Origin of the sequence: Lysinibacillus sp. 38-6 (assembly GCF_046245175.1) — a bacterium.
Lineage (GTDB): Bacteria > Bacillota > Bacilli > Bacillales_A > Planococcaceae > Lysinibacillus.
In genome coordinates this window covers 4345103-4359289 of sequence record NZ_CP176417.1, presented here as the reverse complement: position 1 = coordinate 4359289, position 14187 = coordinate 4345103, and the positions used below count along the sequence as shown (strand labels likewise).

Below are 14187 nucleotides of genomic sequence, written 5' to 3'. Positions count from 1 at the left end.
CTCCCTAATCTAGTCTAATGCGCGGATCTACTATACCATACAATAAATCAGCTACTAAATTCCCAAAAAGTGTTAAGAACGAAAGTAACATAGTTATCGACATCATGACCGCATAATCTCTTCTTCCAACGGAATCTAAGAACAGTGCTCCTATTCCGGGATAAGTAAAGATGGTTTCTGTAATAACCGCACCACTAATTAATGTAGCGATGTCAAAACCAAGAAAAGTAATAATTGGAATAATGGAATTTCTTAAAATATGCTTGTTGTAAATTTTCGATTCCTTTGTTCCTTTTGCTCTTGCTGTTCGTACAAAATCTTTTCTACTGTTTTCAATAATGTCATTGCGTAAAAATTGAGTATAGGAAGCTGTTCCCATTAATCCTAATACAAGTGCAGGCAATAGCACATGATGGATTCTACTTAAATAGTAATCAAATGTACCTTCCTGAATCCCTACCCCAACTGAGCCGTTGAATGGGAACCATCCTAATTGGAAGGAGAAGACATAAATCGCCACAATCCCAGCCACAAACGATGGAATCGCTAAAGCTAAGTAATTATAAGAAGCGATTAAATTATCGCCTAATGTATATGGTTTTCTTCCTGCATACATGCCCATAAAAAAGGCGAAAACATAAGTCAAAATTAAAGAGGTTATTGCTAAAAATAATGTATTCGGTATTCGTTGTGCAATGACTTCTATTGCAGGTTTTTTATAAACCGTTGATTTACCAAAATCCCCTTGTATAAAATTAGACATCCATCTTCCATATTGTACGATAATTGGATCATTATAGCCTAACTTCTCTCTCATTTCCTCGATGTATTGTGGGTTTGTATTGGATGGATCAATTTCTCCCGCAAATGGATCTCCTGGCATCATTTTTGCTAAGAAGAACACAACTACCGAAATAAGGAGTAACAATGGAATCATGCCGAGTAATCTGCGAAGTGTGTATTGAAGCATGTGACGTCCCCTTATCAATTAAAATTTACTACTATCAGGCTCTCAAAAGAGCCCGATAGTAGTAGGTTACTAAAGCCTTTATAAGGCATTCATCTTATTCAACAATATGCCATTTATAAACGTCTGTTTGGAATCCAACAGCGTTAATATGCACACCTTGTAGTCGGTTGTTAATACCATATAAATCTAAGTTCTCCCATAATGGTAGTGCTGGTAATTCTTCATTGAAGTACTTTTGCCAATCAACATAAACCTTTTTACGGTAATCTTTATCAAATGCTTTTTCGCTTAACGCTTCTTTTAACAATTTGTCGTTTTCTTCATCTACATAACGACCGTAGTTCCATTCTGCATCATTTGCCCATAAACCAGATGGATCTGGATCAGAACCCATGCTCCAAGAACCGAAGAATGCTTCTAATGCAGCATCATCATTATCTTTCATTTCATTGTATAAGTTAAACTCTACTAAGCTACCTGTTGCTAATTCAGTTTTCACACCAATATCATTCCAAGATTGGATGATTGCTTGTGAACGACCTTCAAATGCTGCTGGTCCTGCATAGTGTCCGAAAGAAATTTTAAATGGTTTACCTTGTGGATCTTCAACAAAGCCATCGCCATCTTTATCAACATAGCCTGCTGTTTTTAATAGCTCTTTCGCTTTATCAACATTAAATTCATATGCATTTAAATCTGAAGCATCTGCAGCAGTCCAGAATGTCACTGGAATTACTGTATTCGCCACCTCAGCTTTTCCTTCTAAGAAAGCATCGATCATTGCTGGACGGTTAAGCGCATATAATAGTGCTTGACGTAATTCTTTTGAATTGAATTTATCAAAATCTGCTACATTTTTAAGTGTAGCTTGATCACGATGACCAAAACGTAGTCCAATGTAAGAATAGCCTACACCTGTCGTTTCTTCGATACGTACATTGCTTAATGCAGAAAGCTCTTTCACAGATTGTGGTCTAATATCCATGATGTCGATTTCTCCGTTTTGGAACGCACCCGCTGCTAATGATGGGTCAATTACTTTGACAATCACACCATCAAGCGTTGGTTTCCCTTTCCAGTAATCATCAAAACGCTCTAATTCAGAATACTCGCCATCTACAACTTTTTTCACTTTAAATGGCCCTAAGCCTACAGGATTTTCGCGCACTTGTTTTGATTCACTTAAATCTTTAACCGCAATGCCTTCATAATGTTTTCTTGGCATCGGATTTGACCAAAGACTTTCTAAGTTATTAATTTTCACTTCTTCAAAAGTAATTTTAATTGTGTAAGGATCAACAACTTCAATTCCTTCGATTTTATCTGCTTTACCTTCTTTTTTAGCTTTTGCTCCTTTTACGCCTTCAACATAATTGAAACGAGGACCATCATAATCAGGATCTGCTAACGTTTCTAACGCAAATACCCAGTCTTCACCTGTAAGTTCCTCACCATTATGCCATTTAACGCCTTTTTCAAAATTGAATGTATACGTTAATTTATCTTCACTAATATCCCATTTTGCAAGGTTTGGTACATATTCTAAGTCATCATTTACATCATAAATACCTTCCATCATGAAGCCTTGGATATAGCTATCCACAATACTTCCTGCAAAGGCAGGGTCATATACGCCCTCTGGTGCTTGGTCTGTACCAAATGTAACAACGCCACCTTCTTTTGCATCAGTAGTTGTTGTTACTGGTGTTTCCTTATCCGTTCCTTTCTCTTTGTCCGTTGTCGATGAATCGTTATTACATGCTGCTAGGAACAATGCCATGACGAGCATAAGTAAAAGCGACCATAATGTTTTCGTCTTTTTCATGTTTTTCCCCCCGTTAATTTTTTATTTTGAAAAGCATTTTTTCCCTTTTTTTCTTGCCTTCATTCATATAAATGGCAAGCGACTTTATGATCTGGCTTCACCTCCTTTAATACCGGTTTTGTTAAGGAACATTCCATCATAGCCTTTGGGCATCTTGGATGGAATGGGCATCCTGTCGGAGGATTTGCTGGACTCGGTACATCGCCTTCTAACACGATACGCGAACTTTTTTTGCGCGGATCTGGTACAGGTATTGCTGAAATAAGCGCTTGTGTATAGGGATGTAATGGTTCATCGTAAATGCTTGTCTTGTTTGCTATTTCCACAATATTTCCTAAATACATCACGCCGATACGGTCACTCATATGCTTCACAACACTTAAATCATGCGCAATAAATAAAAATGTTAAATCAAACTCATCCTGTAACTCTTTTAATAGATTCAGAACTTGGGATTGCACAGAAACATCTAGCGCAGAAACAGGTTCATCGGCAATAATGAGTTTCGGTCTTAATGCGAGTGCTCTCGCAATGCCAATTCGCTGACGTTGCCCCCCTGAAAATTCATGCGCATATTTATAATACGCATCCTCAGGTAAGCCTACTTTTCGTAACAGTTCCATGACTTCTGCTTTTAAGGAATTGAGCGTTTTATTATGGAAATTCATAATAGGCTCCGCAACGATACTCCCTACCATCTGCATTGGGTTCAATGATGCGTAGGGATCTTGGAATACCATTTGAATATCTTTTCGTATTTCCCTTAATGATTTGCCTTGTAATTTTGTAATATCTTGCCCATTAAAGACGATTTGTCCTTCTGTGGAATCGAGCAATCGAATAATGGTACGGCCCGTAGTTGATTTGCCACAGCCTGATTCCCCAACTAAGCCAAGTGTTTCACCATTTTTAATGGCAAACGAAACATTATCGACAGCTTTTACATGTCCTACTGTTTTTTTGAAAAATCCACCTTTAATCGGGTAATAGGTTTTTAAATTATTCACTTCGAGTAAATTTTCTTTAGGTTGTTTAATTGTTGTATCTGCCATGTTGTTACCTCACACCTTCTCTAAGATAGAACCTTCATATAGTAAACAAGCAACTTCATGACCCTCACCGATTTGGGAAAGCTGAGGCGTTACCGTACTACACTCTGGTTTCACAGACGGGCATCTATCCGCAAAACGACAGCCGATCGTCGGCATATTTTTTAACGATGGTACAATGCCTTGTATTGTCGTTAGCTCACTGACCTCAAGATCAATACGTGGAATGGACGCCATTAAAAGCTTTGTATACGGATGTTTTGGATTATGGAAGAGATTGTCCACATTGGTGCGCTCGACAATTTTTCCAGCATACATAATAATGACCTCATCACACATTTCTGCCACTACACCTAAATCATGCGTAATTAAAATAATGGACATATCATTTTTCGCTTGAATTTTTTTAAGCAACTCAAGAATTTGCGCTTGTACCGTTACGTCTAGCGCTGTAGTTGGTTCATCGGCAATTAACAGTTTCGGATGACAGGCAATAGCTATGGCAATCATAACTCGTTGTCGCATCCCCCCTGATAATTGGTGCGGATATTCGTCGACAATTTTATCTGGTCGAGGGATCCCTACACTTTTTAATAGTTCGATAGATTGTTGTCTTGCTTCGGTTTTGGAAATGGCTAAATGGTTTAATAAAATCTCTTCGATTTGATTGCCAATTGTAAAGACAGGGTTTAAAGATGTCATTGGCTCTTGGAAGATCATACTAATATCTTTGCCACGTAATTTATTCATCTCATCACTTGTGTAACCTTCAATATTTTGACCTTGGAACTTTATTTCTCCACCTGTTACTTTGCCAATTCCTTGAGGCAGTAGTTGCATAATCGACAGCGACATTACACTTTTACCACAACCCGATTCCCCTACAATCCCTACAATTTGACCGGGCTTCACGGAAAATGAAACATTATCCACTGCATGATATATTTCTCCGTCTATATCAAAACCGGTTTTAAGGTTACTCACTTCAAGCATTAAATTCATGTTAATCATCACACCTTTGTATATTTTTTCTAAATAGAAATATGTAGTAAAAACTAGCGATGTACAAACTTTCCTGATTCAATATTCAGAAAAAAAGAACTACAACCGATTAAACTTATTGCAAAATCATTTCTACTCAATTATTTAATAGTTTTTATGGTATTCAATTAAAAAACATTTTAATAAAAAATTTACAGTAGAAACAAAAAAACAACTAACTATATACTTATGGAATTATCTGAAAATTATTCATATTGTTATTTTATCTAGAAATAAACCATTTAATCAAGAGTTTTTTTACAACTCTTATAATGTTATATACATAATTAACCATACAACTATTACAAAAAATTATATAATTCTCGCATTATTTTTATCCATAAATTTGTTAACTTTCTTATTTATGTTACTCCATACCATTTATTTATTATTTCAATAAAATAATACCTCTGAAGATATTGTCTTTTAATCATTTCATTAAAATTCTTCTATTTGGTAAACTTGGACATTATTGAATCTATCTATGTTTTCTATATATTTTTATTATTCTGATATTATTCTTAAATAGTTTTTCGCTTTAAAGCAATAACAACACAAAGCGATTTTTACTACAGTAAAAAACTATTTAGACGTTAATTTTTCTAAACATACATCTTCACCCTTTTATTTTTATCGCCACCAAAAAAAAACGATCACCGGCTCGTATAACCGTGATCGTTTCATCCTATTTTACCCGTTTATCGCATTATTTTTTATAGTGCGCCCGCTTTCAGTTTTGCATGCCAGTCTTTTAAGAAAGGAATATCACCCTCTTTAATAGCACCTGATTCGTTTGCTGCTTCAATTAAATAATCAAAGTTTGTTAAAGATACATATTGGATGCCTGCTTCTTCAAATGCTTGTTCAGCACGTGGTAAGTTATATGTGTAAACGCAGACAACCCCTAGCACTTCACAACCGGCTGCACGTAAAGCTTCTACTGCTGTAATCGAAGAACCACCTGTTGACACAATATCTTCTACGACAACGACTTTTTGTCCTGCTGCGTATTTTCCTTCGATTTGATTGCCACGACCATGCTCTTTAGCCTTTGAACGTACATATACCATCGGTAAGTCTAAAATATCACTTACCCATGCAGCATGTGGAATACCTGCTGTCGCCGTACCTGCTACGATTTCTGTTGCAGCAAAGTTCTCTTTAATGACAGTGGCTAAGCCATGTGCAAGTTGTTTACGAATAACAGGGTCAGAGATTGTTAGACGTGTATCACAGTAAATGGGTGATTGAATGCCTGATGCCCATGTGAAAAGGTCTGTTGGATTTAATTCGACTGCGCCAACTTTTAGCATAGCGTGTGCGATTTCGTTTTGTAATGTCATAATTTATGCCTCCCATAAGTCACTTACGATTTTATATGCTGCTACTGGATCTTGCGCACCTGTTACTGCACGTCCTACGACGATCAATGAAGAACCATCACGTTTTGCGCCATCTGGCGTAGCGATGCGTTTTTGATCGTGTGCGTCTCCACCAGCTAAACGAATGCCTGGTGTGACACGTAAGAAGTCTGCACCACATACCTCGGCAATTGCTTGAGCTTCATGTACCGAGCACACAACCCCATTTAAGCCTGCTTGTTTTGTTAAATTTGCATAATGTAACACAGACTCTTGTAATGTTAACGCAATTTTTTGCTCTGCTTGCATTTGCGCTTCCGTAGTAGATGTTAATTGTGTGACAGCAATTAACGCTGCACGTTCACGACCTGCTGGTGTACCGGCTTCTAGACCTTCCAGTGCCGCTTCCATCATAGGACGACCGCCCGCTGCATGGACATTGACTAAATCTACGCCTAATTTGGCTAAGCCTTTCATTGCTGAGCCAACAGTATTCGGGATATCGTGTAGCTTTAAATCTAGGAAAATATCATGCCCTAAATCTTTCACTTTGCGTACAATATCTGGACCTTCTTGCATATAAAGCTCCATCCCTATCTTGACGAAAAGGGGCTCTTGGAAATGTGCTAAAAACTTGAAAACTTCCGCTTCACCAGGGAAATCAAGTGCTAATATTGGTTTTGTATTCATTTAACGATGGCTCCTTCCGATAATGTCCGTAATATGCTCTACGCCTAAAGCGTCTAGCTTTGCTGGTAATTCTTCGATGATGTTCGGACATACAAAATGATCCACAAAGTTGGCTGTACCAACTGCGACTGCTGATGCACCTGCTGACATAAAGTCGATAACATCCTGTGCTTCACTTACGCCACCCATTCCAATAATCGGAATATTGACGGCTTTATACACCTCATATACCATACGAATAGCAACTGGTTTTACTGCTGGGCCTGATAAGCCCCCTGTCCCATTTGCAATAACTGGCTTACCTGTACGCTCATGTAAACGCATGCCAATTAAAGTGTTGATCATCGTAATACCGTCTGCACCACCCGCTTCAACGGCTTGTGCTATTTCTACGATATTCGTTACATTCGGTGATAATTTTACGTAAACAGGCACTTCAGAAACGGCTTTTACTGCGGCTACAAGCTCTCTAGCTGTTGCTGGGTCTGTACCGAATTGAATACCGCCACACTTAACGTTTGGACAAGAAATATTCAGTTCGAGCGCTTTGACATTTGGTGCAGTGGAGATGCGACGAGCCACTTCTACATAATCTTCGGTTTCCGTGCCTGCTACATTGGCGATAATCGGTACATCATAGCCTTCTAAAAATTTTAATTCTTCATTCATTACTTTTTCAATACCAGGATTTTGTAAGCCGATAGCATTTAACATGCCTGCTGCTGTTTCTGCTACACGTGGTGTCGGGTTACCTGGTCTTGTTTCTACTGTTGTCGCTTTAATCATAATGGCACCAAGCTTCGATAAATCATATAGCTGCGCATATTCACGACCGAAGCCGAAGCAACCTGAAGCTGGCATAATTGGATTTTTTAAGTCTAAGCCCGGTAATTGGATATTTAAACGACTCATAATGCCACCGTACCTTTCGGGAATACTGGACCGTCAGAGCATACTTTGACATAGTCTTTTTCAATTTGATCTGTTGTTTTGCACACACATGCGAAGCAAGCACCAATGCCACAGCCCATGCGCTCTTCAAAAGATAAGTAGCCTTCTTTTTCTGGGTAGAAGCCTTCTAATGCTTTTAACATCGGAAGCGGGCCACAAGAATAGAACACATCAAAGTCCGGTGCACGTGTTTCTAAGACGTTTGTTACAAAGCCCTTTGTTCCTTTAGAGCCATCAACTGTTACGTAGTGCGTTTCTCCAAGTGCATTAAATTCCTCCTCATAAAAGCATACATCTTCTGTTTGGAAGCCTAGTACATGGATCGTTTTCACACCACGAGCAGTCAGCTGTTTTGAAAGTTCATGTAAAGGTGGTACACCGATGCCGCCACCAACTAATAATGCCGTCCCGCCCGGCTTTACAGCATCCACTGGGAAGCCATTACCGATTGGACCAAGGACATTGACTAACTGCCCTTCACGATTAGTCGCTAACACTTGCGTTCCTCGACCTTCCGCACGATAAATCATCGTAAATTCACTGTTGTCTTTATCTATATTTGCAATACTGATAGGTCGACGTAAAAGCGGCTCCAATGAATCTGACACCTTTACATGGACAAACTGGCCAGGAGTCATATCCTGAACCAGTTCACCACGAAGTGTCAATTCGAAAATGTTTGTCGCAATTTGCTTTTGAGAGACGACCGTCATTTTCTCTTGACGAATCATATTAATGTACTACCTCCGCTTTTGGCATTTGTTCTGCTGTAAATGTCATCGATTCAATGACACGTAGCATCGCTTCTGCTGTATCTAATGAAGTTAAGCAAGGTACGCCATTTTCTACAGATTCACGTCGAATACGGAATCCGTCACGCGCTGGTTGCTTGCCTTTTGTTAATGTGTTCACTACTAGTTGTGCTTCACCATTTTGAATTAAGTCTAGTAACGTTTGGCCTTTAGCCCCGATTTTGCCTACTACATCTGTACGTACGCCAGCTGCTTCAAATGCTTGGGCTGTACCTTCTGTCGCTACAATGCGGTAGCCCACTGTTGAAAAGCGTTTTGCAAGGGCAATCGCTTCTTCTTTATCTTTATCAGAGACAGTGAATAATACTGTGCCTTCTGTGCGAATTTCCATGCCTGCTGCAACTAATCCTTTGTAAAGTGCTTTTTCTAATGTTGCATCTTTCCCCATTACTTCCCCTGTCGATTTCATTTCAGGTCCTAATGTAATGTCCACTCGGCGTAATTTAGCGAATGAGAATACCGGCACTTTCACATATACACCTTTTTGCTCTGGTGCTAAGCCAGTTGGATAGCCTTGCTCTACGATTGATTTACCAAGAATCGCTTTCGTCGCAATGTTCGCCATTGGGATATTCGTAATTTTACTTAAGAACGGTACTGTACGAGATGAACGCGGGTTAACCTCGATCACATACACTTCACCTTGTGAAATGACATACTGGATGTTCATTAAGCCGACAATGCCAAGACCTCTTGCTAAACGCGTTGTGTAATCAACTAACGTATCTTTTTGCGCTTGTGTTAATTTTTGTGGTGGGTATACAGAAATCGAGTCCCCAGAGTGTACCCCTGCACGTTCGATATGTTCCATAATACCTGGGATTAAAACATTTTCACCGTCACAAATCGCATCGACTTCAATTTCCTGACCAGTTAAGTAACGGTCTACTAATACTGGGTGATCAGGTGATGCCTCAACAGCGTTTTCCATATAGTGTTGTAATTCTTGTTCGTTATAAACAATTTCCATTGCACGACCACCCAGTACATACGAAGGGCGTACAAGCACTGGGAAGCCTAAACGTTCACCGATGGCAAGTGCTTCTTCTGTTGACACAGCCGTTTCACCCGGAGGCTGTGGAATGTCTAATGCAGTTAAAGCTTGTTCAAATTTATCGCGGTTTTCAGCACGGTCGATGTCTTCTAATGATGTACCTAAAATTTTCACACCATTTGCAGCTAATTTATCGGCAAGGTTAATGGCTGTTTGACCACCGAATTGCACAACAACACCAATTGGTTGTTCTAAATCGATAATGTGCATAACATCTTCAATCGTTAATGGCTCGAAGTATAGTTTATCAGAAATCGAGAAGTCTGTTGATACTGTTTCTGGATTTGAGTTAATAATGATCGCTTCATAGCCTGCTTCTTGGATTGCCCATACTGAGTGCACTGTCGCATAGTCGAACTCGACACCTTGACCGATACGGATTGGACCTGAACCTAGTACGACTACAGATGGTTTATCAGACTTAATTGATTCGTTTTCATCTTCATATGTGCCGTAGAAATATGGTGTTTCAGATTCGAACTCTGCTGCACATGTATCTACCATTTTGTATACTGGCACAATGCCGTTTTCTTTACGGTACGCATAGATTGCTTCTGGTGTTGTGTCCCAAAGCTCAGCAATTTTTTTATCAGCGAAACCTAGACGTTTTGCAGTACGTAATATTTCTTTATCGTTTTTATTGTCAGCAAGTGTTTGCTCCATATCGACGATGTTTTTAAATTTATTTAAGAAGAATAAGTCAATTGCCGACCATTCATGAATTTGCTCGATGGTTACACCGCGGCGCAATGCTTCACCGATGAAGAATAAGCGCTCATCCCCTGCTTTACGGATACGTTTTTCGATCCAAGAATCAGCGTTATCTTCGGCATGCTTTAGCTCAAGGTGAACTTGACCTGTTTCAAGAGAACGGACAGCTTTTAGCATCGCTTCCTCGAACGTACGACCAAGTGCCATTACTTCCCCAGTAGCTTTCATTTGTGTGCCTAAGTTACGTTTTGCTGATTCAAATTTATCGAAAGGCCAACGTGGAATTTTTGCCACGATGTAGTCTAGTGCTGGCTCGAAACAAGCATACGTTGAACCTGTCACTGGATTTTTAATTTCGTCTAATGTTAAACCTACGGCAATTTTTGCTGCTAGCTTGGCAATTGGGTAGCCCGTTGCTTTTGATGCTAATGCAGATGAACGAGATACACGTGGGTTTACTTCGATTACATAGTAGTTGAAGCTATATGGATCAAGTGCTAACTGGACGTTACAGCCACCTTCAATTTTCAGTGCACGGATAATATCTAGTGAGATATTACGTAGCATTTGGTTTTCACGGTCAGACAGTGTTTGTGTTGGTGCCACTACAATAGAGTCACCTGTATGAATCCCTACTGGGTCAACGTTTTCCATGTTACAAACTACGATGGCATTGTCAGATGCATCGCGCATTACTTCATATTCAATCTCTTTAAAGCCAGCGATTGATTTTTCAAGTAAGCATTGTGTTACTGGTGAATATTTCAAACCTGATGTCACGATTTCTTCTAAGTCTTGATCGTTATAGCAAATACCGCCGCCTGTACCGCCAAGTGTGAAGGCAGGACGTACGATTACTGGATAACCGATTTTTGCAACAAAGTTTTTCGCTTCATCTAAGTTATGGATAATGTCTGATTCCGGTACTGGTGCACCTAGTTCGTACATTAAGTTACGGAATAAATCGCGGTCTTCTGCTTTATGGATGGCATCTAGCTTTGTCCCAAGAATTTCGATATTTAGCTCATTTAAAATACCTGAGTTGTCTAACTCGATTGCCATATTTAAACCTGTTTGACCACCTAGTGTTGGTAAAATCGCATCTGGACGCTCTTTACGTAAAATGCGTGAGACAAATTCTAATGTGATAGGCTCGATGTATACTTTGTCTGCAATCTCTGTATCTGTCATGATTGTTGCAGGGTTTGAGTTTATTAAAATAACGCGGTAGCCTTCTTCTTTTAATGAAAGACAAGCTTGTGTTCCTGCATAGTCAAATTCTGCAGCTTGTCCGATGACGATTGGGCCTGACCCGATTACTAAAATAGTTTCTATATCTGTACGTTTAGGCATGTTGTTTCCCCTTCCCTGCTTCTACTTCCATCATTTCAATGAATTCATCAAATAAGTGGTTTGAATCTTCTGGTCCTGGTGATGCTTCTGGGTGATATTGTACCGTGAAAATCGGATATTTCTTATGACGGACACCTTCACAAGTACCATCATTTAAAGCGACATGTGTTAATTCTAAATCTGTATCTTTTAAAGACTCTATATCAATGGCATAGCCATGGTTTTGAGATGTTAAATCCGTACGGCCTGTGCGTAAATCTTTTACAGGATGGTTGCCCCCGCGGTGCCCGAATGGTAATTTAAATGATTTCGCGCCACTCGCTAAAGAGAAGATTTGGTGACCTAAGCAAATACCGAACATTGGCACTTTTCCGATTAAATTGCGCACTGTTTCGATTCCTTCTGCTACGTCTTCTGGGTTCCCTGGACCATTTGACAGCATAATACCATCTGGATGCCAAGCTAAAATTTCGGATGCTGGTGTGTTGTAAGGAACTACAAGTACATCACAATCACGTTTGTTTAATTCGCGTAAAATACCATGCTTCATGCCGTAATCGATTAATACTACTCGTTTGCCACGTCCTGGTGATGGATACGCTGCTTTTGGCGATACTTCGCGAACATGATGCGTAATCGCTGGTGTTGCCTGTAGTTTTGCCACGATTTCTTCGACATTCACTTCTTCATCAGCCGCAGTTAATATCGCTTTAACTGATCCTTTGCTACGAATAATGCGTGTTAATTTACGTGTATCGATGCCTTCAATCCCCGGAATATCTTTTGATGTTAAATATTCATCAACTGTTAAATCACATCTGAAGTTTGACGGTGTTTTTGCTAGCTCGCGGACTACAAATCCACGAATGGCCGGTGAGATGGATTCAAAATCATCACGATTAATACCGTAGTTACCGATAAGTGGATATGTTAACGTTACGATTTGTCCGTAGAATGAAGGATCTGAAATTGTTTCTTGATATCCTGTCATGCCTGTTGTGAATACGACTTCACCTTGTGAAGCTCGCTCACTACCGAACGCTGTGCCTGTAAATACTGTGCCATCTTCTAAAATAAGTAAACGTTTTTTCATTACTCTGCCTCCTGGTATACGATATTGCCTTCAAATATAGTTACGACTGGCCAACCTTTTGCAACCCAACCATTGAATGGTGTATTGCGACCTTTTGATACAAAACCTTCTGCATCAATTGTTTGTTCTTTGTTGATATCAATTAATACCATATCTGCTGAAGCACCTACTTCTAACGTGCCATATGGTAAGTCAAAAATTTGTGCCGCTTTCACAGTCATCCAATCTACTAATTGCTTTAATGTCCATTTCCCTGTTTCAACAAATTGTGTGTACAACAGTGGGAACGCTGTTTCAAAGCCTACGATGCCAAATGGTGCACCAACCATACCACAGCATTTTTCTTCTATTGTATGTGGCGCATGATCTGTCGCGATGCAATCAATTGTGCCATCAAGTAGAGCTGCGTGTAACGAGTCTTTATCGTCTGCAGCGCGTAATGGCGGGTTCATTTTCCAATTCGCATCATCTGCTGGAATATCCATCTCTTCAAGTAATAGGTGGTGCGGGCAAACTTCTGCAGTGACGCGAATACCTGCTGCTTTTGCGTCACGTACTGCACGTACAGATTCTTTTGTTGAGACGTGGCACACATGGTAACGTGCACCAGCAGCTTCTGCTAGCAGCACATCTCGTGCAATTTGGACAGATTCACAAATCGATGGAATCCCTGGTAGCCCTAGCTCTTTGTTGCGCTTTCCTTCATGCATAACCCCATCATATATTAATGAGTTATCTTCGCAATGTGCCACAACGACCATGTCGTGCTTTGCTGCCTCTTGCATTTGTTCATACATTGTTGAAGCTAATTGGATGCCTACACCATCGTCAGAAAATGCGACAGCTCCCTGTGCTTTTAATGCAGCAATGTCCGTGCGCACTTCCCCTGAAATATCTCGTGTTAATGAGCCGTATGGTAGTACACGAATAACGGCACTTTCTTGAATAAGACCATTAATTAATTGCATGTTTTCTACAGAATCAGGCACTGGTTTCGTATTTGGCATTGCACAAATCGTAGTAAAACCACCCTTTGCTGCTGATGCAGATCCTGTCGCAATTGTTTCTTTATGTTCAAAGCCTGGCTCACGTAAATGTGTGTGCACATCAACAAAACCTGGAGTAACAACGAAACCATTTCCTTCGATAATTTCTGCACCAGCAACATGGACCTCTTGTCCAATGGCAGAAATTTTGCCATCTACTATGGCGATATTCACTGTATGCAGTTCACCTTGTTCATTTAACATTTGCACATTTTGAAGTACTTTTGTCAT

11 protein-coding genes are annotated in these 14187 nt (G+C 39.8%); all 11 read right to left on the bottom strand.

What is annotated here, in order from left to right:
- Nucleotides 1–4: 4 nt before the first annotated feature.
- The 11 genes from opp4B to ACKVEV_RS21685 all read right to left on the bottom strand — a co-directional run bounded on the left by opp4B (nucleotide 5) and on the right by ACKVEV_RS21685 (nucleotide 14187).
- Nucleotides 5–970, bottom strand: coding sequence for an oligopeptide ABC transporter permease (gene opp4B / locus ACKVEV_RS21735; protein WP_409368295.1), 966 nt, complete (start codon nucleotides 968–970; stop codon nucleotides 5–7).
- A 94-nt stretch (nucleotides 971–1064) separates the two neighbouring features.
- The gene (gene opp4A, locus ACKVEV_RS21730; protein ID WP_409368293.1) at nucleotides 1065–2795 is read right to left on the bottom strand and encodes an oligopeptide ABC transporter substrate-binding protein; all 1731 of its coding nucleotides are present in this window, start codon (nucleotides 2793–2795) and stop codon (nucleotides 1065–1067) included.
- A 59-nt stretch (nucleotides 2796–2854) separates the two neighbouring features.
- Nucleotides 2855–3847, bottom strand: a complete 993-nt coding sequence (locus ACKVEV_RS21725; RefSeq protein ID WP_409368292.1) for an ABC transporter ATP-binding protein — start codon at nucleotides 3845–3847, stop codon at nucleotides 2855–2857.
- 9 nt (nucleotides 3848–3856) lie between these two features.
- On the bottom strand, nucleotides 3857–4855 hold the full coding sequence (locus tag ACKVEV_RS21720) for an ABC transporter ATP-binding protein (protein ID WP_409368291.1): 999 nt from the start codon (nucleotides 4853–4855) through the stop codon (nucleotides 3857–3859).
- A gap of 743 nt (nucleotides 4856–5598) precedes the next feature.
- On the bottom strand, nucleotides 5599–6228 hold the full coding sequence (pyrE, locus tag ACKVEV_RS21715) for an orotate phosphoribosyltransferase (protein ID WP_409368290.1): 630 nt from the start codon (nucleotides 6226–6228) through the stop codon (nucleotides 5599–5601).
- A gap of 3 nt (nucleotides 6229–6231) precedes the next feature.
- On the bottom strand, nucleotides 6232–6936 hold the full coding sequence (gene pyrF / locus ACKVEV_RS21710; protein WP_409368289.1) for an orotidine-5'-phosphate decarboxylase: 705 nt from the start codon (nucleotides 6934–6936) through the stop codon (nucleotides 6232–6234).
- The gene (locus ACKVEV_RS21705; protein ID WP_409368288.1) at nucleotides 6937–7848 is read right to left on the bottom strand and encodes a dihydroorotate dehydrogenase; all 912 of its coding nucleotides are present in this window, start codon (nucleotides 7846–7848) and stop codon (nucleotides 6937–6939) included.
- The gene (locus ACKVEV_RS21700) at nucleotides 7845–8618 is read right to left on the bottom strand and encodes a dihydroorotate dehydrogenase electron transfer subunit (protein ID WP_409368286.1); all 774 of its coding nucleotides are present in this window, start codon (nucleotides 8616–8618) and stop codon (nucleotides 7845–7847) included. The genes ACKVEV_RS21705 and ACKVEV_RS21700 overlap by 4 nt, the downstream gene beginning before the upstream one ends.
- Nucleotide 8619: 1 nt before the next feature.
- A complete protein-coding gene (gene carB / locus ACKVEV_RS21695) occupies nucleotides 8620–11817 on the bottom strand; it encodes a carbamoyl-phosphate synthase large subunit (RefSeq protein WP_409368284.1) in 3198 nt (1065 codons plus the stop codon).
- Entirely contained in the window at nucleotides 11810–12910 is a 1101-nt protein-coding gene (carA, locus tag ACKVEV_RS21690) for a glutamine-hydrolyzing carbamoyl-phosphate synthase small subunit (RefSeq protein WP_402924998.1), read from the bottom strand. Before carA ends, carB begins: the two co-directional genes overlap by 8 nt.
- Entirely contained in the window at nucleotides 12910–14187 is a 1278-nt protein-coding gene (locus tag ACKVEV_RS21685; protein ID WP_409368283.1) for a dihydroorotase, read from the bottom strand. Before ACKVEV_RS21685 ends, carA begins: the two co-directional genes overlap by 1 nt.